A 25,545-nucleotide genomic window follows, 5' to 3' on the forward strand; every position below is an offset into this window, starting at 1 on the left:
CATGGGCTTCTTCACGGACACCTCCGTCTGTATCGGGTGCAAGGCGTGCGAGGTCGCGTGCAAGGAGTGGAACGCCATTCCGGAGGACGGGCTGTCGCTGACCGGGATGTCGTACGACAACACCGGGGGGCTCGGGGCCTCCACCTGGCGGCATGTGGCGTTCATCGAGCAGCCGGCGCCTGACGGGCGCACCGAACTCCCACTCGCCGACGGCGGCGACCAGGCCGAACGCCCGCCCGCCGAGGGCGAGTTCCGCTGGCTGATGTCCTCGGACGTCTGCAAACACTGCACGCACGCCGCCTGTCTGGACGTGTGCCCGACCGGTTCGCTCTTCCGGACCGAGTTCGGCACTGTCGTCGTCCAGGAGGACATCTGCAACGGCTGTGGCTACTGCGTTCCGGCCTGCCCCTACGGCGTGATCGAGCAACGGCCCGCAGACGGCCGGGCCTTCAAATGCACCATGTGCTACGACCGCCTCGGCGCCGGCCAGGAGCCGGCCTGCGCCAAGGCATGCCCGACCGAGTCGATCCAGTTCGGCCCCCTGGACGAACTGCGCGAACGAGCCGCGCTGCGGGTCGACCAGCTGCAGGCGAGCGGAGTGAGCGACGCCCGGCTGTACGGGCACGATCCGCAGGACGGCGTCGGAGGCGACGGTGCGTTCTTCCTCCTGCTGGACGAGCCGGAGGTCTACGGACTGCCACCGGACCCGGTGGTCACCACGCGCGACCTCCCCACGATGTGGAAGCACGCGGGCGCCGCGGCGCTCGCCCTGGCAGGCAGCTTCGCGCTGTCGTTCGCGCTCCCCGCGATGACCGGACGGAAGGTACGCCGATGAAGCGCCGCGGCGAGCAACTGATGGTGCCACGGGCCGAGTTCGACTCGTACTACGGAAAGCCCGTCATCAAGACGCCGGCCTGGGCAGCGCGCGACATCGCCGGATACTTCTTCCTCGGCGGCCTCGCCGGGGCCGGCTCGGTCCTGGCGGCGGGCGCGCACCTGACGGGCCGCACCTGCACCGCGACCGCGATGAAGGTCTCTTCACTGGCCGCCGTCTCCCTGTCCGCGGCCGCACTCGTCAACGACCTCGGCAGGCCCGGCCGATTCGCCCACATGCTGCGTGTCTTCAAGCCGACCTCACCCATGAGCGTCGGCTCCTGGCTTCTGACGGTATACGGACCCGCTGCCGGGGCGGCCGCCACCAGCGCGGTAACCGGACGGCTGCCGCGGATCGGCGCCACGGCCACCGCGGGCGCGGCGGTGCTGGGACCGGCGCTCGCCGCCTACACCGCAGTCCTCGCCGCCGACACCGCCGTACCGGCCTGGCACGGCGTGCACCGCGAACTGCCCTACGTCTTCGCCGCGTCGGCGACCGCGGCGGCCTCCGGGATGGCCCTGGTGCTGGGCCCCCGGCACGAGACGGCGCCGGCCCGGTGCGCGGCCGCTCTGGCCGCCGTGGCCGAGGCGACGGTCGCCAGGGCCGCCGAGCGGCGGCTCGGCATGGTCGCCGAAACCTGGCGCGAGGGACGCGCCGGCACACTGCTGCGCTCCGCCCGGCTGCTCACCGCGGCCGGCGCGGTGGGCGCCGTGCTCCTCGGACATCGCAGCCGGCCGGCCGCCGTCGCGAGCGGCCTCGCGCTACTCGCGGGCTCGGCCTGCACACGTTTCGGGGTCTTCGCCGCAGGCATCGCCTCCGCCGAGGACCCCCGGTACACCGTCGGCCCCCAGCGGGCGGCCCTTGAACAGCGTTCGGAGAGGCAGGAACCACGGTGAACAGCACACAGCAGCCCACGACGCCGGTCGTGGTGACGCTCAGCGGTTGCTCGAAGGAGGACGCCGACACCGTCTTTCGCGTACTGGGGCACTCATTCGCCTCGGACCGGGCTGACGATGACGCCCCGCAGTACACGCCCCACCCGCATCTGAGCGTATGGACCGCGACCTTCGACGTGGCGCCCACACACGCTCCGGACAGGCCGGCGACCGATCCGGACAAGCCCCCGCGGCTCAGCGCTGCCCTCCAGGTCGGAATCCAGGGCGGCTACTGGGCGGTGGACCGGACGAGGGACGCACTCGCCGCCGCGTTCGAGGTGACCGAAGAGGGCATGGCCGCCGGCGATCAGGAGAAGGACGTCCAGCTGCGGCTGGAGAGCGGAGGCCGGTAGGGGGAGCGGTAGCCGGGCCGGACTCCGGCCCCGTTCCGCGTTGCGGGACCCTCCGTACCGCGCAAATGTCGAAGGACCCAGTTCGAGGAGGACAGTCCCATGCCCATCGCCACCGTGAATCCGGCAACCGGTGAGACGCTCAAGACCTTCGATGCGCTGGGAGCCGAGGAGATCGACCGGCGACTCGCGCTCGCGGTGACCGCCTTCGCCCGCCACCGCACCACGGATTTCGGCCGGCGGGCGGACCTGCTGAACCGCGCGGCACAGCTGCTGGACGAGGACCAGCAGGACATCGCGAGGACCATGACGACCGAGATGGGCAAGCCGATCACCGCCGCCCGTGCGGAGGCGGCGAAGTGCGCCAAGGCGATGCGCTGGTACGCGGGACACGCCGAGGGCCTCCTCGCCGACGAGCACCCTTCCGCCGCCGATCTGAAGGACTCCGGTGCCTCCCGGGCGATCGTCCGCTACCGCCCGCTAGGCGTCGTCCTTGCCGTGATGCCGTGGAATTTCCCGCTGTGGCAGGTCGTACGCTTCGCCGCCCCGGCCCTGATGGCCGGCAACGTCGGCCTGCTCAAGCACGCATCGAACGTGCCGCAGACCGCTCTCTATCTGGAGGAGCTCTTCCGGCGCGCCGGGTTCGAGGAGGGCTGTTTCCAGACGCTGCTCGTGGGATCGGGCGCGGTCGAGAACATCCTGCGTGACCGCAGGGTTGCCGCTGCGACCCTGACCGGCAGTGAGCCGGCCGGCCGTTCCGTCGCCGCCATCGCGGGCGACGAAGTGAAGAAGACCGTACTGGAGCTCGGCGGGAGCGACCCCTTCGTCGTGATGCCGTCCGCCGACATCGGACGGGCGGCCAGGACGGCGGTGACCGCCCGGGTGCAGAACAACGGCCAGTCCTGCATCGCCGCCAAGCGGTTCATCGCCCACGCCGACGTCTACGACGACTTCTGCGAGCGCTTCACCGCGGGGATGAGGGAGCTGACCATCGGCGACCCGATGCAGGAGTCCACCGATATCGGCCCGCTCGCCAGCGAACAGGGCCGCGCGGACATCGAGGAGCTCGTCGACGACGCCCTGAGCCGCGGCGCGACGGCACGGTGCGGAGGCAGGCGCCCCCAGAAGCCGGCCCAGGGCTGGTACTACGAGCCCACCGTCATCGTCGACGTCACCGCCGACATGCGCATCCACCATGAGGAGGCCTTCGGCCCCGTCGCCACCGTCTACCGGGCGGCCGACGTCGACGAGGCGGTGGCCCTCGCCAACGACACGCCCTTCGGGCTCAGTTCCAATGTGTGGACGCGCGACGACGAAGAGGCCGAGCGGTTCGCCCGCGACATTGAGGCGGGCGGCGTCTTCTTCAACGGAATGACGGCCTCCCACCCCGCCCTGCCCTTCGGCGGCGTCAAGCGCTCCGGATACGGCAGGGAGCTGTCGGGCCACGGCATCCGTGAATTCTGCAACGTGACCACGGTGTGGCACGGCGCCGAGCCCAAGGACAAGAGCTGAGCCTTCCGGGAGGAGCACGGGCGAGGTTGACCGAAGTGGCCCGGAGAAGACCGGCCGCCGGGTGGCAGCCCGCCCGGCCGCCCGGTCACCCGGCAGGCGCGTCCGACGGTGTCGCGCACCGCAGCTCGTCGCCGTGGACAGGCGCCCCCTCCACGCTGCTTCGGTCGTGGACGACCTTGACGACGGCGCCTGCCTCGGACCCGACCGCGACGTCGAAGACCTGGCCGTGCCCGGCGACGGCGTGCAGGCTTGCGCCGGGAAGCGCTGCTGCGATCGTGGTCGCGTGGCGAGCCCAGACCGGGTCGTAGGTGATGGTGGTCGGGCCCTTTGGGCGTGGCTCGTCGGGCTTGCGCGGGACGTACTCCACGACGAAGCCGTTCGCCCGCAGCGCGCTCGCGACCTCCTGATCCGTGACCCGAAGGTTCAGCCAGGCCGGCGGAATCTCGACCGGGACGTCCATGCTGGGCCGGATCCGGGAGTCACCGACGATCGGCCGGTCCGCACGAAGGGCGGCCCACAGGGCGGCGGAGCGGTCCTTGTCCCAGATCAGTGTGGAGCCCCACTGCGGTACGCGGTGATCGAAATCCGAGATGGGCACGGTCGCGAACTCCGTCCGGTCCGCTTCCAGCCGATGCAAGTGCGAGCCCAGTTCCATCAGGTCCACGAGGCTGGTGTCCGGGTCCGTGCGCACGGAGGCGCGCAGCCTGAGGGCCGTGCGGGCCGCGGCGGCCGGGTCGGCGAAGGCTTTCTCAGTTCTCAGCCGGGACAGCATCTCGATGAGCAGACGCTGTTGACGGCGCATCCGGCCCAGGTCACCGGGTGGTGAGACGTGCCGGGCGCGGACGTAACGCAGGGCGCCGATACCGTCCAGCTGGTGTGTCCCCGCAGTCAGGTTCAGCCCGGAACCCAGGTCTTGCAGGGGCTTGTCCGTACACACCTTCGCTCCGCCGAGGCGGTCCACGGTGTCCGTGAAGCCGGTGAAGTCCGTCTCGAGATAGTGATCGATGCGCAGTCCGGTCGCTTTCTCCACCGTGCGTACCGTGAGATCTCCGCCCCCGTGCGCAAAGGCGCCATTGATTTTTCCGAGGTGCCGTGGATGTGCGTGATCGGCGAACTCCCACATAGGAATCCCGGGGAATGGATACCACACTCATCCGCCGACCGTCCTCGGCGATGTGCACGACCATCATCACGTCCGTGCAATCGCACCCTTTGCCACCGACGTGCAGGCGCTCCTTGTCTTCGGCTGACAGGCCCGTTCGACTGTCGATTCCGACGACGAGGACATTGGTGCCGTTGGCCTCACCGGCGACAGCTGAGCGGGAAGCGGACCTGTCGGCCGCCCAGAGGGACCCGCCCGAGGCGGCGAGCGAGGCGATGAGAACAGCCGTGACAGTGACACTGCGCACAGAGCACTCCTCCGATGTCGGATTTCAACTGTCCGACGGAATCACGGAATGAGTGCCCGGGCGTGTATTTGGCGGCGAATCCCCGATCAGATGTCGGTCGATCGGCGGCCTTCGGGGCGCCATTCGGAGCAGGCGCGGGGCCGCCCGCAGCAGTGCGGGCGGCCCCTTCGGACGGCGGCCGGTCAGTTGCTCAGCCGGTGATGATCGCCGGGTCGCTCACACCGGGCTGACCGTTCTCGACATGCCCGGCGAACCGGCGCAGGAATGTCCTGTTCGTGTCGGACACCATGCTCAGGTCGTACCAGCGCTTGCTGCCGCACAGATCCACCGTGTGCACGACGCGTCCGCCCGCGCGCACCGTGAACGTCTGCTTCTGCCCGCCGTACGCATTCGTCAGCGTGAGGTGACAGTCGGTGCTGCCTCCATTCGTCATGGTCAGCTCGACGCGGCCGCTCGAAGCCATGTGGCGGGCTGTCACCTCGGGGCCCGCGGTCGTGCCCGGGCCCTTGAAGGTGCGCAGGAAGCCGTTCGGGCCGTATACCGACAGGTCGTACACGCCCTTGGAGTAGGCCGTGTTCCAGGTATCGGAGAGGCTCTTGCCGGCTGCGGCGGTGTACGTCCACGGCCCGTCCGTACGGTTCGCCGACGTGACCAGGAAGTGCGCTCCCGCGGTCGTGCCACCGCTGAAGGTGAGCGTGAAGCGCCCGGTCGAGGGCGTCCCGGCCCCGTCCACCAGGGGTGCGTAACGCAGCGGGCGGGCCGGCCGCGACCCCCTCTCCTGCTTGGGCAGCACGGGGTTGGCCGGGGGCTTGGGCACATAGCTGGGGTGCCGCTCGTTGTCCGGCGGCTCGTACCCGTCGGTGTCCGGGAGCGCGGCCGGGGTGGTGTTCTTGAGGCCGAAGTCGAAGGCGGATGTCAGGTCGCCGCAGATGGCGCGCCGCCACGGCGAGATGTTCGGCTCGCCCACGCCGAAGCGGTTCTCCATGAACCGGACGATCGAGGTGTGGTCGAAGACCTCCGAGCAGACGAAGCCGCCGGTGCTCCAGGGGGAGACGACGAGCATGGGCACGCGCTGCCCCAGACCGTATGTTCCGGCGGCGTAGTTGCTGTTGCCGCCGAAGTAGTCGAGCGCGGTGTCCACGGTGGACAGGCCCTGGGCGGCTGAGGACGGCGGATACGGCGGAACGACGTGGTCGAAGTAGCCGTCGTTTTCGTCGTAGGTGATGAAGAGCGCGGTCTTGCTCCACACCTCCGGGTTGGACGTGAGCGCGTCCAGCACCTGGGAGATGTACCAGGCGCCGTAGTTCGCGGGGAAGTTGGGGTGCTCGGAGAAGGCCTCGGGGGCGGCGATCCAGGAGATCTGCGGCAGCTTCCCCGCCTTCACATCGGCCTTGAGGATGTCGAAGAAGCCGTCGCCGGCCTTCGCGTTGGTCCCGGTGCGTGCCTTGTCGTAGAGCGGATCGCCCGGCTTGGCGTTGCGGTACTTGTCGAAGTAGAGCAGCGAGTTGTCGCCGTAGTTGCCGCGGTACGCGTCCTCGATCCAGCCCCAGTGCCCTGCCGCGTCCAGACCGTCGCCGATGTCCTGGTAGATCTTCCAGGAGACCCCCGCCTGCTGAAGGCGCTCGGGGTAGGTCGTCCAGTCGTACCCGGCCTCCTCGTTGCCGAGGACTGGCCCGCGGCCCTGGCCGTCGTTGCCCGTGTGGCCCGACCACATGTAGTAGCGGTTGGGGTCGGTCGCTCCGATGAACGAGCAGTGGTAGGCGTCGCACACGGTGAACGCGTCGGCGAGCGCGTAATGGAACGGAATGTCCTCGCGGGTCAGGTATGCCATCGTCCCCGCGGTCTTGGCGGGAATCCACTGGTCGTACTTGCCCTGATTGAAGGCCTTGTGGCCGCCGGCCCAGTCGTGGTTGAGGCCCGCGATGAACTGCATGCCGAGGTCCTCGGCGTCCGGGTGGTAGGGCAGCACGTCCTTGCCGCCGTCCGGCTGGTGCCAGACCGACTTCCCACTGGCCAGAGTCACCGGGCGCGGGTCGCCGAATCCGCGTACGCCCTTCAGCGCGCCGAAGTAGTGGTCGAAGGAGCGGTTCTCCTGCATCAGCACGACGATGTGCTCGACGTCCTTGATGGTGCCGGAGCGGCGACTGGCGGGGATGGCGGCGGCGCGGTCGATGCTGCTCGACAGGGCCGCGAATCCCGCGGTCGCGCCTGCGATCTGAAGGAACCGGCGCCGATTGAGTTCAGACATGAGTGTGGAGTCCTCTTTTGCGTGAGGAAACAGGAGTGAGCGGAGTGTCCAAGAGGAGCGAGCGGAAGGGAAGGGGTGGTGACGCCGGTGTGAAAGGACGAGGTACTCGCCGAGAACAACCTGGAGGGGCCGTGTGACGGCCCGGTCGCGGGCCGGGCCCCTGCCGCCCGCAGGCAGGTCGGCCCCGCAGGCATGGCCGGTCCGGACGGGGGTACCCGGACGCGGTCACTGTTCAGTACGGCAGGGAAGGTGAGACGTTATGGGCTTGGGAGGATGCATCATCCTGATCGCGGTCGGGGCGATCCTCACATTCGCCACCGACTGGCAGGTGAAGGGCGCCAACCTCGACGTCATCGGTCTGATCCTGATGGCCGTGGGCATCATCGGCGTCGCCACCTTCACCAGCATCGCCAAGCGCAGGCGCGTGATCATGCCGCCGTCGACCCCGCTGGTCGACGAAGAGCGGGACCGCCGCCGCTACGAGTGAGCTTCGGCGCGGCCTGCACCGGGTTTGGCCTGGCGGCGCAGGGGCACCCGGCAGCCCGTCCGCCGATCCACATCCTCGCCGCGCCGGAGGCCGTCGTGAGTCGTTCGCGTGTCGTTGTCGTCGGAGCCGGATTCGCCGGTTTCCATGCCGCCCGTACGCTCTCCCGGACAGTCCGGGACGAAGCCGAGGTCGTGCTGCTCAACCCCACCGACTACTTCCTGTATCTGCCACTGCTGCCTCAGGTTGCGGCGGGCATCCTGGAACCCCGCCGGGTGACCGTCTCGCTCCCCGACACCCTGCCGCGAGTACGCCTGGTGCTCGGCGAGGCCGGAACGGTCGACCTGGACGAACGTCGTGTGCACTACACAGACCCGGAGGGCGCTCCCGGTGAGCTGGGGTACGACCGCCTCGTCCTCGCCGTCGGCAGCGTCAACAAATTGCTTCCCATACCCGGCATCGCCGAGCACGCGCACGGCTTCCGCGGGATCCCCGAAGCGCTCTATCTGCGTGACCACATCACCCGCCAGATAGAACTGGCAGCCACCGGCGCCCCCGCCGAGGCCCGTGCCGCCCGCCGCACCTTCGTGGTCGTCGGCGCGGGCTACACCGGCACCGAAGTCGCCGCCCAGGGCCAGCTGTTCACCGACGCCCTGGCCCGCAAGCAGCGAGGCACGGGTAAGGGCAAGGGCCCGTGCCCGCGCCCGCGCTGGGTGCTGCTGGACGTCGCCGACCGCATCCTGCCGGGGCTCGACCCCAGGCTGTCATCGGCAGCCGACCGGGTGCTGCGCAGGCGCGGCGTCGACGTGCGGACCGGGACCTCGGTCAAGGAGGCGACCCGCGACGGGGTCCTGCTGGACGACGGAGAGTTCATCGACACCAGGACGATGGTCTGGTGCGTGGGCGTACGTCCGGACCCGCTGGTCTCCGAAGTCGGACTGGCCGTGGAACGCGGCCGGCTCCTCGTCGACCCCAAGCTGACCGTGCCCGGTCACCCCGAGGTCTTCGCCTGCGGTGACGCGGCCGCCGTGCCAGACCTGACCACGCCGGGGGACTACACCCCGATGACCGCTCAGCACGCCTCACGCCAGGGCAAGGTGGCCGGACTCAACGTCGCCGCCTCCCTCGGCCGCGGCGAGCAGCGCAATTACGAACACCACGATCTGGGTTTCGCAGTCGATCTCGGCGGGGTGCAGGCCGCCGCGAACCCCCTGGGCGTTCCGCTGTCCGGGCCGCTCGCGGGAGCCGTGACCCGTGGCTACCACCTGGCCGCCATGCCGGGAAACCGGGTGCGCGTCGCCGCCGACTGGCTGCTGGACGCCCTGCTGCCGCGCCAGGCCGTCCAGTTGGGTCTCGTCCGCTCCTGGTCGGTCCCGCTCGACACAGCCTCGCCCGAACTGGCCCGCGTGCCGGGCGGGCCCGACAAGGAGGAGTGACATGCGAAACGACCAACTGGCGGAACTGGGACAGCAGTTGCGAGTGGACGCGATTCGCGCCGCCGACGCGGCGGGCTCCGGGCATCCGACGTCCTCCATGTCGGCCGCGGACCTGGCCGCCGTACTGCTGGCCAACCATTTGCGCTACGACTTCGACCGGCCCGACCATCCGGGCAACGACCGGCTGATCTTCTCCAAGGGGCATGCCTCGCCGCTCCTGTACGCCCTTTACCGGATGGCCGGCGCCATCGACGACGAGGAACTCCTGACCTTCCGCCGCCTCGACAGCCGCCTCGAAGGGCATCCGACTCCGCGACTGCCGTGGGTGGACGTGGCCACCGGATCACTTGGCCAGGGGCTGCCCGTCGGTGTGGGCATGGCACTGGCGGGCAAGCGGCTCGACCAGATTCCCTACCGGGTGTGGGTGCTGGCGGGCGACAGCGAGATGGCCGAGGGCTCCGTCTGGGAGGCCGTGGAGCACGCGGCGTACGAACATCTCGACAATCTGACCCTGATCATCGACGTCAACAGGCTCGGCCAGCGCGGGCCCACCCGACATGGGTGGGACCTGGAGGCATACGCCCGCCGGCTGGGCGCGTTCGGCTGGCACACCATCGAGATCGACGGGCATGACGTCGGCGCCGTGGACGCCGCGCTCGCGGAGGCCGGCGCCACGATCGGACAGCCCAGCGCGATCATCGCCCGCACCCGCAAGGGGCGCGGGGTCGCCGACGTCGAGGACCGGGAAGGCCTGCACGGCAAGCCACTGCCCGACGCGGATGCGGCCATCGAGGAGCTGGGCGGGCCGCGGTTCATCCGGGTCGACGTCCGCAAGCCCCCCGCGGCACGGGTTTTGCACACCACTCTCGGCGGGCCACTCTCCCTGCCGACGTTCGATGTCGGCGACTCGGTCGCCACCCGTACCGCGTACGGCAAGGCCCTCGCCGCGCTGGGCTCGGCGCGGGGCGACGTCGTGGCCCTCGACGGGGAGGTCGGCGACTCGACACGCACCGAGTACTTCGCCAAGGCCCACCCGAGCCGCTACTTCGAGTGCTACATCGCCGAACAGGAACTGGTCGCGGCAGCAGTGGGGCTGCACGCCCGCGGCTACGTCCCGTACGCATCGACCTTCGCGGCATTCCTGACGCGCGCCCACGACTTCATACGGATGGCAGCCGTCAGCCGCTCCGCGATCAATCTCGTCGGCTCGCACGCGGGCGCCGCGATCGGCCAGGACGGCCCCTCGCAGATGGGACTCGAGGATCTGGCGATGTTCCGCGCGGTGCACGGCAGCACCGTGCTCTATCCGTGCGACGCGAACCAGACGGCCCGGCTGGTCGCGGCCATGGCCGAGCTGCCGGGTGTGAGCTATCTGCGCACCAGCAGGGGCGACACGCCGGTCATCTACGGTCCGGACGAGGAGTTCCCGGTGGGCGGCTCCAGGGTGCTGCGGTCCTCGGACCGGGACCGGGTGACGGTCGTCGCCGCGGGAGTGACCGTCCATGAGGCGGTACGGGCAGCCGAACTGCTCGGGCAGGAAGACATCGACGTGCGCATCGTCGACCTCTATTCGGTCAAGCCGGTGGACGCGGTGACGCTCCAGGAGGCGGCGGATGCGACGGGGTGCCTGCTGACGGTGGAAGACCACCGTCCGGAAGGCGGCATCGGGGACGCGGTGGCGGAAGCTTTCACGGACGGCCGCCCGATGCCCCGTCTGGTGCGGCTGGGCGTGCGGAACATGCCGGGGTCGGCCACGCCGGAGGAGCAGCTGCACATGGCCGGGATCGACGCCCCGTCGATCGCGGCGGGAGTGCGGCTGCTGGTGGAACAAGCGGTGGTGCGCTGAGCGAGCCAACACAGCCGGCGTGCGCTGAGCGAGCCAACACAGCCGGCGGCCGACGGGAACGTGGCCCCGTCGGCCGCCGGTTCGCCGCCCTGTACCGGGCGGCCGTATTGAATTCTCGTTCAATTCGCTGTCTACCACCGGTACCAGCGGGACCTCGTGCCTGTCGACGTGGTGCTCCGCATCAGGAATCCCAGGAGCCAGATGGCAAGCACAATGAGTGCAATCCACCAGAGCACCTTTACGGCGAATCCGGCTCCGAAGAGAATGAGTGCCAGAAGCAGAACGAGCAGGATGGGAACCATTTTCTGCACCTCCATGCGAACGGGTGCCCGAAATCCTTCTGCTTACACGTCGGTTCAGCCACCGGGTTTGACGCGCGTTTGACGAGAGCGACCGCGGGCATGCGGCCCAGAGAGTGCGATATAAGGAGCTGACTCGGCGCAAGTACGGTTCACAATATGGAGGTGTCCGGAGATGGGGAAAGCTGACGAAGAGCGTGATCGTGGTCGGGACGAAACACCGGAGGAAAGGGCGGACCGGCGCTGGACCGAACTCCTTCAGGAATTGCGGGTCGCCCAGACCGGTGTGCAGATCCTCTTCGGTTTTCTGCTCACCGTGGTCTTCCAGCCGCGCTTCGCCTCTCTCTCCGACACCAACCAGACGATCTATACGGTCACGGTGCTGCTGGGGGCGGCCACGACCGGCGCTCTGATCGGCCCGGTGTCCTTCCACAGGCTTCTCACCGGCCAGCAGCTGAAGCCCCAGACGGTCATCTGGGCCTCTCGCCTCACGGTGGTCGGGCTGTTCCTCCTGCTGTGCACGATGGCGTCGGCCCTGCTCCTCATCCTGCGCGTGGTCGTCGACGACACTCTGGCCATCTGGCTGGTGGTGGGGATGGTCGTGTGGTTCGTCCTGTGCTGGCTGGTGCTTCCGGTGTGGGCCCGCGCCACTCATCGGACCGACAGCTGACGGGGCGCGGTTCAACTCCGTCGAACGCCTGACGCGTTGCGGGACAAATGAGAGGGGTGGGGTGGGTGCAGGCCCCTGGGAGTGTGGCGGTACTGTGCGCGCACCGCCATATGGGTGGTGGCGCGGCAACCGTGGAGGACTTAATGACAGCAATCAAGAGATCGTGGCGCCGTTCGGGGGCCCTGGTAGCGGTGGCGACGGCCGGCGTCTTCGGCGTCGGCCTGGCCGCCGGCCCGGCGCAGGCGCACACCCCGGTGTGGTCGGTGACCTGCACCGAGGTCCAGATAGACCTGACCCGCTACAACTCCCAGGCCGACAACACCGTGACCGTCACCGTGGACGGCAAGGACCTGCTGCCCACCGAGACGTTCAAGGCGGAGTTCCACAAGAAGCTCGAGCTGCCCAAGCACAGCAGCGAGCTCTCCGTCCGCCTGGTGGTGAAGGCCGGCGACGGCGACAACTTCTCGCGCGACGAGACCAAGAAGGCGCCGGTCTGCGAGGACAGCACCCCGACTCCGCCGGCCACCCCGACTCCGCCGGCCACCCCGACTCCGCCGGCCACCCCGACCCCGTCGGCCACGCCGACTCCCTCGGACACGCCCACCACGGCCACTCCCACGCCGAGCAGTTCCACCAGCTCCGCCGAGGTGCCGCCGTCGGCCAAGCCGAGCTCCCCCTCGGGTGACCTGGCCGAGACGGGTTCCTCCAGCTCAACTCCGCTGATCGCCGGCGCTGCCGCCGCGATCATCGTCGCGGGTGGCGGCGTCATGTGGGCCGCGCGCAAGCGGCGTAGCGCCCAGCACTGACCCCGGCGCGCTGCCGCGGGACGAACCGCGGCGCGTCGCCGAAGCGGGGCGGGTGGGCCGTCGAGAGACGGCCCACCCGCCCCGCTTCGTTGTCAGGCCGCGGCCGGCGTGTAGTGCGCCGCCTCGTCGCCCTCGACGACCCGGCTGAGCCCACCGTCGACGCCGACAGGGACATCGCCCGCGACCGTCACCCGGTGCAGCAGACGCGCAAAATCGCCGTAGTCGTCGGGCGCGTAGTGCTGCGTGCTGCGGTTGTCGAAGAGGACCAGGTCGCCCGGCGCCCAGGTCCAGCGGACGACGTTCTCCGGGCGGGTCACGTACGACTGGAGGATCCGCAGGATGTCACGGGACTCGGACTGGGACAGGCCCACCAGAGACTGCGCGAAGCCACCGACGAACAGGCCGCGCTCGCCCGACTCGGGGTGGACGCGCACCACCGGGTGTTCGGTGCGGTACTTCCTCGAGACGAACTGCCTGCGGTGCTCGGCGGCCTTCTCGGTCTTCGGCTCTGCATAGTCGTACGCGTTGGTGTGGACGGCCCACAGCCGGTCGGCCAGCTCGCGCAGCGCCTCGGGCAGATCCCGGTAGGCGGCCGCCGAGTTGGCGATCAGGGTGTTGCCGCCGTACGGCGGCAACACGAGGCTGCGCAGCGTGGACGCCTTGGGCGGGGTGCGCAGGAACGTGACGTCGGTGTGCCACTGGTTGGCGCGGATGCCCTCGTCGCCGTCGACCGGCAGGATGTGCGGCTGGCCCTCGACGGACGGCACTGTGGGGTGCGCGGTGGTGAGCTCGCCGAACAGCGAGGCGAACCGTAGCTGAGCGTCGTCGTCGAGCTGTTGGTCGCGGAAGAAGAGCGCCTTGTGCTCGACGAGCGCCGCGTTGATCTCGGTGACGACGGCGGGGTCGAGGTCGGTGGAGATGTCGACGCCGAGGATCTCGGCGCCGATACGGCCGCCGATCCGGCGAATGTCGAAACCGGTGCTGGTCATGCGGAACTGCCTTTCTCTGGCGGTGAATGAACGGGGTTCAGTGGGCAGGGCCCGGCCGGCCTGCCGGGCGCTCCAGGCCGTAGTGGTCGCGCAGGGTGCGGCCGCCGTACTCGGTGCGGAACAGCCCCCGGTCCTGCAGCAGGGGGACGACCTGGTCGACGAAGTCGTCGAGTCCGCCGGGCAGATACGGCGGCATGATGTTGAAGCCGTCTGCCGCGCCCTCGGTGAACCACTGCTCCAGCTGGTCCGCGATCTGCTCGGGCGTACCGGCGAAGACCCGGTGGCCGCGGCCGCCGCCGAGCCGGGCGATGAGCTGCCGGATGGTGAGCTGCTCGCGCCTGGCGAGGTCCGCGACCAGCGTGAAGCGGGACTTGTTGCCGTTGATGTCCTGCTCCTCGGGGAGCTCGGGCAGCGGTCCGTCCAGCGGCAGTCCGCTCAGGTCCGTGCCGAGCATCCCGGACAGCTGCTGGAGCCCGTACTCCGGGACCTGCAGCCCTGTGAGCTCGTCCTCCAGCGCCAGCGCCTCGGCCTCGGTGCCGCCGATGATCGGGCAGATGCCGGGCAGGATCTTCAACTGTTCCGGTGTGCGGCCGTACTTCGCGAGCCGCGACTTGAGGTCTTTGTAGAAGGTCTGGCCGTCGGCGAGAGTCTGCTGGGCGGTGAACACCGCCTCCGCGTACCGGGCCGCGAACTCCTTGCCGTCCTCCGACGACCCGGCCTGCACCAGCAGAGGATGTCCCTGAGGCGAGCGCTGTACGTTGAGCGGCCCGTCGACCCGGAAGTGGGTGCCGCGGTGCTCGATCGCCCGTACGGCGCCCTCCTCCGAGTAGACGCCGCGCTCGCGGTCGATCACCGGCGAGTCGTCCAGCCAGCTGTCCCACAGCTTCTTGGTCACGTCGAGGAACTCGGCGGCGCGCTCGTAGCGCAGAGCGTGCTCCAGATGCTCTTCGAGGCCGAAGTTCCTGGCCTCGGCGACATTTCCGGAGGTGACGATGTTCCAGCCGGCCCGGCCGCCGCTGATGTGGTCCAGCGAGGCGAACTTGCGCGCCACATGGAAGGGTTCGTTGAAGGTGGTCGAGACGGTCGCGATCAGCCCGATGTGCTCGGTGGCGACAGCCAGCGCGGACAGCAGTGTCAGCGGCTCGAACCCGCCGACCGCGTTGTAGCGGGCGTTGCCCCACAGCGCGACGCCGTCCGCGAGGAACAGCGAGTCGAGCCTGCCGCGTTCGGCGGTACGGGCCAGCTCCTGGAAGTACGAGAGATCGGTGATCCGCTCGGGCTGGGTGCGCGGATGGCGCCAGGCGGCATCGTGATGACCGGCGTTCATCAGGAACGCGTTGAGATGGAACTGGCGTGGGATGTCGGCGGGCATGGGTGAATCCTCAGTTTCCGGTCGGGGTGCGCCAGGACGTGAAGCGGCGTTCCAGGGCTACGAGCAGCTGGTTGAAGATCACGCCGATGGCGGAGATGGTGATGATCCCGGCATACATCTCGGGTATCGCGAAGTTGAACTGCGAGGCGTTGACGAGGTAGCCGAGCCCGGCCTTGGCGCCCACCATCTCGGCGGCGACGAGGACGAGGATCGCGAACCCGCCGGCCAGCCGGATGCCGGTGAATACCGTCGGTACCGAGGCGGGCAGGATCACTTTCTGGAAGATCCGCGGTGCGGGCAGATCCATTGACCTGGCGAGCCTCAGCAGGGTCGGATCGACGCTGCGTACGGCGCTGATGGTGTTCAGCAGGATCGGCCAGGTGCACGCATAGAGGACGATGGAGATCTTCGAGGTCTCGCCGATGCCGAGCAGCAGCACGAAGACCGGCAGCAGCGCCAGTGCCGCGGTGTTGCGGAAGACCTCGAGGAGTGGCCCGAGAAGATCCGCGAGCGGCTTGTACCAGCCGATCAGCAGGCCGAGCGGTACGGCGACGACGACCGCGAACCCGAAGCCGGTGAGCGATCGCCCGAGGCTGGCCTGCGTGTGCTCGACGAGCTGCCCGTCGAGCAGCAGCTGCCACCAGGCGATGACGACTTCGGAGAACGGCGGCAGAAAAGTACGGTCGACGAGGCCGAGGCGGGGCGCGGTCTCCCACAGCGCGAGCAGCGCCGCGATCGCGACGGTCCGGGTGAACACCGCAAGCAGGGCCCGGCCGGCGCTCCGCAGGGGAGCCCGCAGTGCGCCGGTGCGGGCGGGGGGCGCGAGCGCCGGATCGGTGTGCCGCGCCGCGCCGCTCACATCGACGGCGGTTGCCGACGCCTTCTCGGTGGTGATGCTCATGGCGTTACGGCCTCCAGCTCCTCCTTCTGGGCCCGGCTGACCTCATCGCGCAGCAGGCTCCAGATCTGATGTCGGTGGTGCGCAAACTCGGGGCTGGACCGCGGATCGGCGTCGGCGCCTCTCTCACCCAGGTCGATCGGCACGATCTCTTTGATCCGGCCGGGCCGGGAGGTAAGCACGGCGACCCGCTGCCCCAGACGGACCGCCTCGTCGATGCCGTGCGTGATGAACACGATCGTCTTGCCGGTGCGCTGCCAGATCCGCAGCAGCTCGTCCTGGAGCGACTCCCGGGTCTGCGCGTCGAGCGCGGCGAACGGCTCGTCCATCAGCAGCACATCGGGGTCGTAGGCGAGGCTGCGGGCGATGGCGACACGCTGGCGCATACCTCCGGAGAGCTCGTGCGGATGGCGGTCCTCGAAGCCGGTGAGCCCGACGAGCGCCAGATACTCCCGGGCCCGCTCGGCCCGTTCGCGGCGCGGCACCCGGGTGGCTTCAAGCCCGAACTCGACATTGCCCTGGGCGGTGCGCCAGGGGAGCAGGGCGTACTGCTGGAAGACGATGCCGCGGTCCAGACCCGGGCCCGAGATGGGTTCGCCGTCCAGCAGGATCCGGCCCGAGGTGGGCTCGGAGAGCCCGCCCAGCAGGTCGAGCAGGGTGGATTTCCCGCAGCCGCTGGGGCCGACGACAACCACGAACTCCCCGGCGGCGATGTCGAGATCGATACCGTCCAGCGCGGTGACGGGCTGTCGCTTTCCGCGTACGGGGAAGGTTTTGCCGATGCCCTGAAAGCTGATCTTCGCCGTGGTCATGGGGTCAACTCCCCGCCTTCGTGGCGCCCTTGTTGAACTTGTTGGTGTACAGGTCGGGGACCTTCACCTGGCCGGACTTGAGGTCTCCCCGCTCGGTGAGCCAGTCGGCCCAGACGGAAATCTCCTGCTCGTCGATCCGGCCGCCGGGCGCGGAGACACCGTAGGAGCGCCAGTACTTGAGCGCGTCGGCGCTCTCGTTGCGCTTCCGCTTGGTGAGGATCTCGGTCATCTTGGCGACGACCTCTTCGTGCGGTGTCGTACGGGACCAGTCCAGGGCCTTGCCCACGCCGGTGACGAAGGTCCGCACCGTCTCCGGGTTCTGTTCGATGAAGCGCTCTGTCAGCACATAGGTGCCTGCGCTGAAGCCCCCGCGCAGCTCGAAGTCGCTGAAGATCTTGCGTATGCCGCCGGTCTGCAGCGCCTTGTCGCGCAGGATGCCGCCGAGGACGGCCACGTCGATCTGCCGCTGGCGCAGCGACTGTTCGGTGTTGACTGGCGGTACGACGATCCGCTCGACCTGCTCGGCTTCTGCCCTGCTCAGGCCGTTCTTCTTGAGGTAGATGTCGAGCATCGCCTCGGCGTGGGCGCCGAGGGTGTTCATGCCGACCTTCTTGCCGATGAGGTCGCGGGGCCGGCGGATGGCGCTCTTCTCGGCGACGTAGAAGCCGCTGTAGGCGTACTTGTCGGAGCCGTAGTAGCTGATGACGGCCTTGATGCGAGCCTTGCGGGAGGCGAGCTTGACCACTGCGCCGTTGAATGCGCCCCCGAAGTCGATCTGACCGGAGGCGGCGGACTGGATGTCCTGCGGGCCGCTGATGGTGTTGCCGACCCAGTCGAGCTTCAGGTCCTCCAAATAGCCGAGGGCCGCGGCGAGTTCGGCCGGGTTCACCGCGCCGGCCGAACCCTGGTAGCGGAGCGTCCTGGTGTTGCGGACGCCGCTGCCGCTCGCTGTGCCGCAGCCCGCAGCCGCCAGCGCGGAGAGTCCTGAGAGCACAAGGAAGGTGCGTCTGGTGGAGGTCATCAGTCATTCCGTTTCGGGGTACGCGAAGATGCCTGGAAATTCACCGGGAAAGGCGCGATGAATTCAGGTAGGGGTGGGAACGCATTGGCAGGAGAATGGGGGAATTCCTGCCCAAGTAATTACCGCGGGAGGGCCGGGGAGCGAGGTGCTCAGCCCGTCAGAAGCCCCTGGAGCAGGGGCCGGACGCGGATGAAGAAGTCAGCTGCGCGTGTTTCAGCGGCCGGCGGCACAGAGTGCGCTGGCGTGCCGTCGAAGATCGACGTGCAGGCGCGATACGAGAATGTCAGCTTGACTCACAACGGTGAGAGTGGCAGCGATTTCCGGTCACGTCAATGCCTTTCGGAAATCGTCTCGCATCGTGAATTGTTACGGCTTTCTTTCGCGAATGTGGACTGTCGGACGGCTGTCACGGCCGCGGAGTGTCCACGGTCCTGACGGCCGCTGTTCTTCCCCGTGTTCCCGCGGCCCCTGGTACGTTCCCTCGAGCGCCGCGATGCTGTGCGCCGACAGCGCTTACTACGTGCTCAACAAGCCGTATTCCAGGAGTAGTTGTGGGCCTTGGCAGAGCAAGACGCTCCGTCGTGCTGGTCGCGACGGTGTCCGCACTGACGGCGGGGGCGCTGTCCCCCGCCGTCGCCGATTCCACCCCCGACCCCCGTCCCCGTGACGCGGCCGAAGTACTGCGCCCCCTCGCCCCGCCGCCTGCGAGCGCCCCGGCCGGACGTCCCAGAGCCACTGCCGACGGCGACGGTATCGAGACCGCGCGCAGCTCCCGGCCGATCGCCCCGGGTATCCGCCTCACCTCGTACGACCGGCTCGAATCCAACAAGTGGCTGCGGGTCGACGCACTCTCCGTCGATCTCGCCGGCAGCGGCGCACAGGCCGACTACCTCTCCTCGGGCAAGGTCGCCGAGCGCCGTACCGTCTCCGAACTCGCCGCCGGTCACGACGCCGGACCCGGCCGGCGCACCGTCGCCGCCATCAACGCCGACTTCTTCGACATCAACCAGACCGGCGCTCCGCAGGGCCCCGGCATCAAGGACGGCAAGGTCACCCACTCGCCGGCCACCGGCGCCAACCGGGCCGTCGGCATCGGCCCCGGGAGCGCGGGACGCGTCCTGCAGCTCTACTTCGACGGCACCCTGACGCTGCCCTCGGGAACGCACCAGCTGACCGCGTACAACGCCGCGAACGTCCCGGCCGGCGGTATCGGCGCGTACACCGTGGCCTGGGGAACCGCCGACCGTGCCCTGACCGTGGACGCCGCAACTCCCGTCGCCGAAGCGCTCGTACGGGACGGCAAAGTCGTCGCGGTCACGGGCAGGCCCGGCACCGGGCCGATCGCCCCGGACACCACCGTTCTGGTCGGACGGGAGGCCGGCGCCGGACTCCTCGCCGCGCTGCGCCCCGGCGACCCGGTGTCCCTGGAGTACCGTCCGCGCACCGACAGCGGACCCGTCCCGCGCACCGCGGTCGGCGGCCGTGAACTCCTCGTCGTCGACGGCGTACCCCAGAACCACGAGGGCGAGGGAAACAACACCGCCGCCCCCCGCACCGCCGTCGGCTTCTCCAAGGACGGCAGCGCGATGCAGGTCATCACCGTCGACGGCAGGCAGGCCGACAGCGGCGGCGTCACCCTCACCGAGCTCGGCCTGATGATGAAACAGGCCGGCGCGCAAAGCGCGCTCAACCTCGACGGCGGCGGATCGTCGACGCTGCTCGCGCGCGAGCCCGGCAGCGACGCCCTCCAGGTGGAGAACAGCCCCTCCGACGGCAGCGAGCGCACGGTACCCAACGGTCTCGCGCTCACCGCGCCCGACGGCAGCGGACGGCTACGCGGTTTCTGGGTCGAGACCCGCACCCCCGCCGGTAGCGCCCCCACCGCCGACCCGGTCAAGGGCGGCCACCCCGAGCGGGTGTTCCCCGGACTGACCCGTCGGCTCACCGCCGCCGGATACGACGAGACGTACGGACCTGCTGCGGGAACGCCGCACTGGCGTGCCGTACGGCCCTCGGTGGGCCGGGTCGACGGCCACGGCTTGTTCCGGGCGCGGCACAGCGGCACCACCGAGATCCGTGCCGAACGCGCCGGCGCCCACGGCAGCACCGAGCTGACCGTCCTCGACGACCTTGCCCGGATCGAGCCGACCACCCGGCGTGTCGGCCTCGCGGACGCGAGCGCCACCGGCGCGTTCGGCATCCTCGGCCTCGACGCGCAGGGCAACAGCGCGCCCGTGGAACCCGGCGATGTGCAACTCGCCTACGACCACACGCAATTCGACATACGCGACGACGGCCGGGGCTCCTTCGCCGTCACCTCCCGTACGGGCGGCGGCGCCGGGCGGATCACGGCGACCGTCGCCGGCGTCACCACCGTCCTCGCCGTCAGCGTCGGCCTCGCCGAGCAGCCGGTGTCGGCCTTCGACGACGCGGCGTCGTGGACCTTCAGCCAGGCGCGCGCGAGCGGTTCGGTCGCGGCGACGCCCGACGGGCAGAGCGGCACCGGCCTGGAGCTCAGCTACGACTTCACGCAGTCGACCGCGACCCGCGCCGCGTACGCCAACCCGCCGCGGCAGATCGCCGTCCCGGGCCAGTCGCAGTCCTTCACGCTCTGGATCAAGGGCGACGGGAAGGGCGCGTGGCCGACGCTGCACCTCAAGGACGCGGCCGGATCCGACCAGCTGCTGCGCGGCCCGTACGTCACCTGGACCGGCTGGCGGCAGGTAGCCTTCGCCGTCCCGCCCGGGGCCGCGATGCCGCTGTCGGTTCACCGCTTCTATCTGGCCGAGACCGCTGCCGCCAAGCAGTACACCGGCAAGATCGTGATCGACGGTCTCGCCGCGCAGCTGCCGCCGACCGTCGACCTGCCCGAACAGCCGCGTACGGCCGATCCGCTGATCGATCCCGCGGCCGAAACCGAGGGCAGGGACTGGCAGTTCGCGGTCATGTCCGACGCGCAGTTCGTCGCCCGTGACCCCGACAGTGCGATCGTGGCGCAGGCGCGGCGGACTCTGCGGGAGATCAAGGCCACACGGCCCGACTTCGTCGTCGTCAACGGCGACCTGGTCGACGAGGGTTCGCCCGCGGACCTCGCGTTCGCGCGGCGTGTGCTGACCGAGGAGCTGGGGGACGAGGTGCCCTGGTACTACGTGCCCGGCAACCATGAGGTGATGGGCGGGAAGATCGACAACTTCATCACCGAATTCGGCCCCGCGCACCGTACGTTCGACCATCGCGGCACGCGCTTTCTGACGCTGGACACGTCGAGCCTGACCCTGCGCGGCGGCGGCTTCGACCAGATCAAGGAGGTGCGGGCGCAGCTCGACGCGGCGGCGAAGGACCCGGACGTCGGCTCGGTGATGGTCGTCGAGCATGTGCCGCCGCGCGACCCGAACGTCCAGAAGGGCAGCCAGCTGAGCGACCGCAAGGAGGCGGCGCTGATCGAGCAGTGGCTCGCGGAGTTCCGCCGTACGACGGGCAAGGGCGCGGGGCTCGTCGGCAGCCATGTCGGCGTCTTCCACGCCGAGCACGTGGACGGCGTGCCGTATCTGGTCAACGGCAACTCGGGCAAGAGTCCGGCGGGCCCGGCGGACGAGGGCGGCTTCACCGGCTGGTCGCTGCTCGGCGTCGACAAGGTCTCGCGGGGCGAGCAGTCGGCGGGCCGTGCCAGGCCGTGGGAGGGCGGCCCGGACTGGGTCTCCGTCCAGACCCGCGCGCACGTTGACGGCCTCACCCTGGACGCGCCCGCGGCACTGCGCCCCGGCGACAGCGAGGATGCCGGCGCGACGGTCACTCAGGGTGCGCGCAGGGTTCCGGTGGCTTTCCCGCTGAGCGCGGACTGGACGGGCTCGCCGAATCTGTACATCGGTGCCCCGGAGGACGCCCGCCACCGGCACGCGGCGGCGTTCGACCCGACGACGGGCCGGCTGACGGCCCTGCGGCCGGGGACGGTCACGCTGGCGGTGACGGTGGCCGGCGTGACGCAACGTACGGAGGTCCGCATAGCGGCGGAGGGAGCGGGGGTGGGCCGGGCGGCCTAGACACACCTGCTTGCGCGGAGTCGGCCTCGCATCCGGAGAGGGTGCGGGGCCGGCCTCGCACCCGGAGGGGCCGGCTGCGCACCCGGTGGGGGCCGGCTACGCGGCCCCCACTGTGCCCCGCTCCGGAGACACGGCGAGGCATGGCCGTACAGGGGCGGACCGGGTGCCCCCGCTCGCCGTGCGGGAAGCCCCCGCAGCGGGCAGCCTTGGTCGTGAGCGTTCCGGAGGAGGTGGTTCCCCTTGTCCGATCCGCTCGCCTCACGGGCCGCAGAAGCCGTAGAACCGGACGGCGGGGGCGAGGGCTCCCACCCTCTCCTGTCGCTCGCGCTCGCCGGGATGATGGACGATGTCCAGGCCCACTCCGGAGCCGTCTACCTGCTCGCGCACGACGAGCAGGTCCTCGAGATGGCCGTCATGGCCGGGCTGCCCCGCGCCTTCGCCGCGCCCTGGGAACGCGTCTCGATCGGCTCGCCCATCCCCGTCGCCGAGGCGACGCGCGAGCGGAAGCTGATCTGGGTCTCCGGCGAGGAGGACATGGCCCGCCGCTATCCACGCATCGCGGTGGTCCTGCCCTATCCGTTCGCCCTCGCCGCCCTGCCCATCGCTACCGCCGACACCACGTACGGCGCCGTCTTCGTCACCTGGCCCGGCTCCCATCCGCCCGAGATATCCGCCAGTGAGGTCGGCCGTCTCACCGCCGCCTGCGACCGCCTCGCCCTGCGGCTGGCGCGCGCCGCGCAGCAGGGCCGCCCCGTCGTCCCCGAGGCAGACTTCCTGGGGCCCGCCGCCATGACCGGGACGAGCGGCGCGGTAGAGGCCGTGCACATGCTGGCGCGGGTGCCGGACGGCATGTGCTCCCTGGACGTGAACGGACACGTGACCTACGCCAACCCCGCGGCCGGCGAACTGCTCGGCCTCCCCTCGTCGGGGCTGCTGGGCAACCTGCTGTGGTCAGCCCTGCCATGGCTGAACGACCCGGTGTACGAAGACCGCTACCGGGCGGCTCTGATCAGCCAGCACGCCACGTCCTTCGTGGCGCTGCGCCCGCCGCAGGACTGGCTGATGTTCCGCTTCCACCCCAGCAGAAGCGGCATCAGCGTGCACATCACCCCGGCCCGCGGAACCGTCCAGGAGATGCCCTACGACGCACCGTCGCAGCAACCCGCGGGCCTGGTGGCGATATCCCACATCCTCAACCTGGCCAGCGCGCTGACCGAGGCCGTCGGCGTGTCCGACGTGATCGAGCTGGTCGCGGACGAGATCATGCCGGCCGTCGGGAGCCGCGCGCTGGTCATGCTCGCGTCCGACGCCGGGCGGCTGCGCGTCCTGGGCCAGCGCGGCTACCAGAACCCGGAGACCGTCGACCGGTTCGACGGCATGCCCCTGGCCGCCCAGACGCCCGGCGCGCAGGCGCTCGCGACCGGAGTGCCGTCCTTCTTCGAGTCGCGCGAACAGCTGGAGCACATCTATCCCGCGCGCTACGCGACCCGTGACGGCATGGCCGCCTGGGCCTATCTGCCGCTGATCGCCTCCGGACGGCCCGTAGGCACCTGCGTACTCAGCTACTCGGAGCCGCACCACTTCTCCACCGACGAGCGCGCCGTCCTCACCAGTCTCGGCGGCCTCATCGCCCAGGCACTTGAACGGGCCCGGCTCTACGACACCAAACACCGGCTGGCCCACGGTCTCCAGTCCGCCCTGCTGCCGCACTCCCTGCCCACCCTGCCCGGCCTGGAGGTCGCCGCGCGCTATCTGCCCGGCACCCAGGGCATGGACATCGGCGGCGACTTCTACGACCTGATGCGTACCGGCGACGCGGTCATCGGAGATGTGCAAGGCCACAACGTCACCGCCGCCGGGCTGATGGGCCAGGTCCGCACCGCCGTCCGCGCCTATACGGCGGTCGGCCAGCCGCCCGGCCAGGTCATGGAGAGCACCAACCGGCTGCTGATCGACCTAGACGCGGATCTGCTGGCCAGCTGCGTCTATCTCCATCTCGACCGGCTGGCCGGCCGCGGCCTGCTGGCCCGAGCCGGACACCCCCAGCCGCTGCTCCGCGATCCGGACGGCCGGGTCCACGTCCTGGATCTGGCAGGCGGCCCGCTGCTCGGCGTCGACCGGTTGGCCGCCTACCCCACCACGGTGGTGCCGCTGCCCCCGGGATCCGTACTGGTCCTGTACACGGACGGTCTGATCGAGGTGCCCGGCGTCGACATCGACGACGCCCTGGCGGACCTGGCCGCACTACTGGCAAGCACCGCCGACCAGCCGCTCGAAGCGCTGGCCGACAGCCTGATCCGCCACGCGACGCGCAGCCGTCAACGCAGCGACGACACGGCGCTGTTGCTGCTCCGCCCGGAAGTCTGAGCAGAGCGGGGCCGCACGATCAGGCGTGATCGGGAGCGATCGCACACGTTCACCTGGTCGAGCTGGAGAGCCGCAGTTCGCCGTCCCCGAGGGGCGCGAAGAACCGGGCCACATCCGCGTCCGTCACCTCCGACAGCTCCGCGGGCGACCAACGCGGCCTGCGGTCCTTGTCGATGACCTGTGCCCGTACGCCCTCCACCAGATCGGGCGACGAGAAAGCGGCACACGAAACGCGGTACTCCTGGTCGAGCACCGGCTCCAGCACTCCCAGCTGCCGGGCCCGGCGCAGCGCGGCGAGCGTCACCTTCAGCGAGGTGGGGGACCGGGTGAGGATCGTCTCGGCGGCCTCTTTCGCCGCCGGGTCGCCGCAGTCGAGCAGCCGGTCGAGGATCTCCTCCACGGATTCGGCGGCGTAACAGTCGTCGATCCACTCGCGGTGCCGGGCCAGTTCACCTTCGGGCGCGGCCTGCGCGCACAGCCGCACCGCCTCGGCCACATCCAGCCCGGCGAGCGACGCGGTGAGCTCCGCCAGCCGGCTCGACGGTATGAAGTGATCGGCGAGCCGGCACAGCAGTGCGTCGGCCGCGCCCACCGCCGTGCCGGTGAGCGCGAGATGAGTGCCGAGCTCCCCGGGAGCCTGTGCGAGCAGATGCGTACCACCAACGTCCGGCACGAAGCCGATGCCCGTCTCCGGCATGGCGACGGCGGAGCGCTCGGTGACGACGCGTACGTCGCCGTGCGCGGAGACGCCGACGCCGCCGCCCATGACGATGCCGTCCATGAGGGCGACATAGGGCTTGGAGTAGCGGGCGATACGGGCGTTGAGGCGGTACTCGTCCCGCCAGAAGTCGAACGACGTGTTCCCGCCCGCCAGCGCGTCCGCGTGAATGGCGCGGATGTCGCCGCCCGCGCAGAGCCCCCGTTCACCGGCTCCGGAGACCACCACGACCGCGACGGCTTCGTCCTGCTCCCACTGTACGAGCGCCGCGTCGATGGTGCGGACCATCGGGTGGGTGAGGGCGTTGAGAGCACGGGGACGGTTGAGAGTGATGTACCCCGCGCGGCCCTCGGTGCGCAGCAGTACGGAGTCGTCGAGGGCCATCGGTGTTCCTTCCGGGGTGTGGATCTCCTCGGTCCATCCTCGCTCACGCGGCGACGGCTCCGTCGGGCGCGCCTT

The 25,545-nt window shown here is 70.1% G+C and carries 21 protein-coding genes and 1 pseudogene; 11 read left to right on the forward strand and 11 right to left on the reverse strand.

The window, feature by feature from the left end:
- Position 1 precedes the first annotated feature (1 nt).
- The 4 genes from QFZ67_RS36005 (at position 2) to QFZ67_RS36020 (ending at position 3,671) form a co-directional block, all read left to right on the forward strand.
- On the forward strand, positions 2-835 hold the full coding sequence (locus tag QFZ67_RS36005; RefSeq protein WP_307666091.1) for a 4Fe-4S dicluster domain-containing protein: 834 nt from the start codon (positions 2-4) through the stop codon (positions 833-835).
- Positions 832-1,770 carry an NrfD/PsrC family molybdoenzyme membrane anchor subunit gene (gene nrfD / locus QFZ67_RS36010; RefSeq protein WP_307665231.1) on the forward strand — a complete coding sequence of 313 codons (939 nt, stop codon included), beginning with the start codon at positions 832-834 and terminating at the stop codon, positions 1,768-1,770. The genes QFZ67_RS36005 and nrfD overlap by 4 nt, the downstream gene beginning before the upstream one ends.
- Entirely contained in the window at positions 1,767-2,162 is a 396-nt protein-coding gene (locus tag QFZ67_RS36015; RefSeq protein ID WP_307665232.1) for a hypothetical protein, read from the forward strand. Before nrfD ends, QFZ67_RS36015 begins: the two co-directional genes overlap by 4 nt.
- A 99-nt stretch (positions 2,163-2,261) precedes the next feature.
- Positions 2,262-3,671 (forward strand): NADP-dependent succinic semialdehyde dehydrogenase, encoded by a 1,410-nt coding sequence (locus tag QFZ67_RS36020; protein WP_307665234.1) that lies wholly within the window; start codon positions 2,262-2,264, stop codon positions 3,669-3,671.
- An 85-nt stretch (positions 3,672-3,756) separates the two neighbouring features.
- On the opposite strand, the gene QFZ67_RS36025 is transcribed toward QFZ67_RS36020, so the two are convergent.
- The 3 genes and pseudogenes from QFZ67_RS36025 to QFZ67_RS36035 all read right to left on the reverse strand — a co-directional run bounded on the left by QFZ67_RS36025 (position 3,757) and on the right by QFZ67_RS36035 (position 7,328).
- Positions 3,757-4,701, reverse strand: a complete 945-nt coding sequence (locus tag QFZ67_RS36025; RefSeq protein WP_307665235.1) for an LCP family protein — start codon at positions 4,699-4,701, stop codon at positions 3,757-3,759.
- A gap of 103 nt (positions 4,702-4,804) precedes the next feature.
- A pseudogene (locus QFZ67_RS36030) lies at positions 4,805-4,861 on the reverse strand (hypothetical protein); the annotation flags it as partial.
- Between the two features lie 409 nt (positions 4,862-5,270).
- A complete protein-coding gene (locus QFZ67_RS36035; RefSeq protein WP_307665236.1) occupies positions 5,271-7,328 on the reverse strand; it encodes a phosphocholine-specific phospholipase C in 2,058 nt (685 codons plus the stop codon).
- Between the two features lie 259 nt (positions 7,329-7,587).
- Between QFZ67_RS36035 and QFZ67_RS36040 the strand changes: the two genes are divergently transcribed.
- The 3 genes from QFZ67_RS36040 (at position 7,588) to QFZ67_RS36050 (ending at position 11,094) form a co-directional block, all read left to right on the forward strand.
- Positions 7,588-7,815: a DUF6458 family protein gene (locus QFZ67_RS36040; RefSeq protein WP_307665237.1), complete on the forward strand. Its 228-nt coding sequence runs from the start codon at positions 7,588-7,590 to the stop codon at positions 7,813-7,815.
- A 95-nt stretch (positions 7,816-7,910) separates the two neighbouring features.
- On the forward strand, positions 7,911-9,248 hold the full coding sequence (locus QFZ67_RS36045) for an NAD(P)/FAD-dependent oxidoreductase (protein ID WP_307665238.1): 1,338 nt from the start codon (positions 7,911-7,913) through the stop codon (positions 9,246-9,248).
- Between the two features lies 1 nt (position 9,249).
- Positions 9,250-11,094 carry a transketolase gene (locus QFZ67_RS36050; protein ID WP_307665239.1) on the forward strand — a complete coding sequence of 615 codons (1,845 nt, stop codon included), beginning with the start codon at positions 9,250-9,252 and terminating at the stop codon, positions 11,092-11,094.
- A 131-nt stretch (positions 11,095-11,225) separates the two neighbouring features.
- Here QFZ67_RS36050 and QFZ67_RS36055 read toward each other — a convergent pair whose 3' ends face one another.
- Positions 11,226-11,396 carry a hydrophobic protein gene (locus QFZ67_RS36055; RefSeq protein ID WP_307665240.1) on the reverse strand — a complete coding sequence of 57 codons (171 nt, stop codon included), beginning with the start codon at positions 11,394-11,396 and terminating at the stop codon, positions 11,226-11,228.
- Positions 11,397-11,568: 172 nt separating this feature from the next.
- Here QFZ67_RS36055 and QFZ67_RS36060 point away from each other — a divergent pair, with 172 nt between their 5' ends.
- On the forward strand, positions 11,569-12,063 hold the full coding sequence (locus tag QFZ67_RS36060) for a DUF6328 family protein (RefSeq protein WP_307665241.1): 495 nt from the start codon (positions 11,569-11,571) through the stop codon (positions 12,061-12,063).
- A 143-nt stretch (positions 12,064-12,206) separates the two neighbouring features.
- The gene (locus QFZ67_RS36065) at positions 12,207-12,869 is read left to right on the forward strand and encodes an LAETG motif-containing sortase-dependent surface protein (protein ID WP_307665242.1); all 663 of its coding nucleotides are present in this window, start codon (positions 12,207-12,209) and stop codon (positions 12,867-12,869) included.
- Positions 12,870-12,961: 92 nt separating this feature from the next.
- Here QFZ67_RS36065 and QFZ67_RS36070 read toward each other — a convergent pair whose 3' ends face one another.
- The 6 genes from QFZ67_RS36070 to QFZ67_RS39215 all read right to left on the reverse strand — a co-directional run bounded on the left by QFZ67_RS36070 (position 12,962) and on the right by QFZ67_RS39215 (position 18,258).
- Positions 12,962-13,858 carry a TauD/TfdA family dioxygenase gene (locus QFZ67_RS36070; protein ID WP_307665243.1) on the reverse strand — a complete coding sequence of 299 codons (897 nt, stop codon included), beginning with the start codon at positions 13,856-13,858 and terminating at the stop codon, positions 12,962-12,964.
- A gap of 37 nt (positions 13,859-13,895) precedes the next feature.
- Positions 13,896-15,230, reverse strand: coding sequence for an LLM class flavin-dependent oxidoreductase (locus tag QFZ67_RS36075; protein WP_307665244.1), 1,335 nt, complete (start codon positions 15,228-15,230; stop codon positions 13,896-13,898).
- 10 nt (positions 15,231-15,240) lie between these two features.
- On the reverse strand, positions 15,241-16,131 hold the full coding sequence (locus QFZ67_RS36080) for an ABC transporter permease (protein WP_307665245.1): 891 nt from the start codon (positions 16,129-16,131) through the stop codon (positions 15,241-15,243).
- On the reverse strand, positions 16,128-16,940 hold the full coding sequence (locus QFZ67_RS36085; protein ID WP_307665246.1) for an ABC transporter ATP-binding protein: 813 nt from the start codon (positions 16,938-16,940) through the stop codon (positions 16,128-16,130). Before QFZ67_RS36085 ends, QFZ67_RS36080 begins: the two co-directional genes overlap by 4 nt.
- A gap of 4 nt (positions 16,941-16,944) precedes the next feature.
- On the reverse strand, positions 16,945-17,961 hold the full coding sequence (locus QFZ67_RS36090) for an ABC transporter substrate-binding protein (RefSeq protein ID WP_307665247.1): 1,017 nt from the start codon (positions 17,959-17,961) through the stop codon (positions 16,945-16,947).
- A 213-nt stretch (positions 17,962-18,174) separates the two neighbouring features.
- A complete protein-coding gene (locus tag QFZ67_RS39215) occupies positions 18,175-18,258 on the reverse strand; it encodes a putative leader peptide (RefSeq protein WP_351446407.1) in 84 nt (27 codons plus the stop codon).
- A 254-nt stretch (positions 18,259-18,512) separates the two neighbouring features.
- On the opposite strand from QFZ67_RS39215, the gene QFZ67_RS36095 reads away from it, so the two are divergent.
- Both QFZ67_RS36095 and QFZ67_RS36100 read left to right on the forward strand, forming a co-directional pair.
- Positions 18,513-22,001: a phosphodiester glycosidase family protein gene (locus QFZ67_RS36095; RefSeq protein ID WP_307665248.1), complete on the forward strand. Its 3,489-nt coding sequence runs from the start codon at positions 18,513-18,515 to the stop codon at positions 21,999-22,001.
- A 240-nt stretch (positions 22,002-22,241) separates the two neighbouring features.
- Positions 22,242-24,368 carry a PP2C family protein-serine/threonine phosphatase gene (locus QFZ67_RS36100; RefSeq protein ID WP_373430168.1) on the forward strand — a complete coding sequence of 709 codons (2,127 nt, stop codon included), beginning with the start codon at positions 22,242-22,244 and terminating at the stop codon, positions 24,366-24,368.
- A gap of 49 nt (positions 24,369-24,417) precedes the next feature.
- On the opposite strand, the gene QFZ67_RS36105 is transcribed toward QFZ67_RS36100, so the two are convergent.
- Positions 24,418-25,470 (reverse strand): enoyl-CoA hydratase/isomerase family protein, encoded by a 1,053-nt coding sequence (locus tag QFZ67_RS36105; RefSeq protein ID WP_307665249.1) that lies wholly within the window; start codon positions 25,468-25,470, stop codon positions 24,418-24,420.
- Between the last annotated feature and the right edge of the window lie 75 nt (positions 25,471-25,545).

The organism is Streptomyces sp. V1I1, from assembly GCF_030817355.1.
Taxonomy (GTDB): domain Bacteria; phylum Actinomycetota; class Actinomycetes; order Streptomycetales; family Streptomycetaceae; genus Streptomyces.

Bases quoted from the DNA above. Each gene is read 5' to 3' on its own strand.
- QFZ67_RS36005 (WP_307666091.1), top strand. From the start codon at position 2: ATGGGCTTCTTCACGGACACCTCCGTCTGTATCGGGTGCAAGGCGTGC.
- nrfD (WP_307665231.1), top strand. From the start codon at position 832: ATGAAGCGCCGCGGCGAGCAACTGATGGTGCCACGGGCCGAGTTCGAC.
- QFZ67_RS36020 (WP_307665234.1), top strand. From the start codon at position 2,262: ATGCCCATCGCCACCGTGAATCCGGCAACCGGTGAGACGCTCAAGACC.
- QFZ67_RS36035 (WP_307665236.1), bottom strand. From the start codon at position 7,328: ATGTCTGAACTCAATCGGCGCCGGTTCCTTCAGATCGCAGGCGCGACC.
- QFZ67_RS36040 (WP_307665237.1), top strand. From the start codon at position 7,588: ATGGGCTTGGGAGGATGCATCATCCTGATCGCGGTCGGGGCGATCCTC.
- QFZ67_RS36050 (WP_307665239.1), top strand. From the start codon at position 9,250: ATGCGAAACGACCAACTGGCGGAACTGGGACAGCAGTTGCGAGTGGAC.
- QFZ67_RS36055 (WP_307665240.1), bottom strand. From the start codon at position 11,396: ATGGTTCCCATCCTGCTCGTTCTGCTTCTGGCACTCATTCTCTTCGGA.
- QFZ67_RS36060 (WP_307665241.1), top strand. From the start codon at position 11,569: ATGGGGAAAGCTGACGAAGAGCGTGATCGTGGTCGGGACGAAACACCG.
- QFZ67_RS36065 (WP_307665242.1), top strand. From the start codon at position 12,207: ATGACAGCAATCAAGAGATCGTGGCGCCGTTCGGGGGCCCTGGTAGCG.
- QFZ67_RS36070 (WP_307665243.1), bottom strand. From the start codon at position 13,858: ATGACCAGCACCGGTTTCGACATTCGCCGGATCGGCGGCCGTATCGGC.
- QFZ67_RS36075 (WP_307665244.1), bottom strand. From the start codon at position 15,230: ATGCCCGCCGACATCCCACGCCAGTTCCATCTCAACGCGTTCCTGATG.
- QFZ67_RS36080 (WP_307665245.1), bottom strand. From the start codon at position 16,131: ATGAGCATCACCACCGAGAAGGCGTCGGCAACCGCCGTCGATGTGAGC.
- QFZ67_RS36085 (WP_307665246.1), bottom strand. From the start codon at position 16,940: ATGACCACGGCGAAGATCAGCTTTCAGGGCATCGGCAAAACCTTCCCC.
- QFZ67_RS36090 (WP_307665247.1), bottom strand. From the start codon at position 17,961: ATGACCTCCACCAGACGCACCTTCCTTGTGCTCTCAGGACTCTCCGCG.
- QFZ67_RS36105 (WP_307665249.1), bottom strand. From the start codon at position 25,470: ATGGCCCTCGACGACTCCGTACTGCTGCGCACCGAGGGCCGCGCGGGG.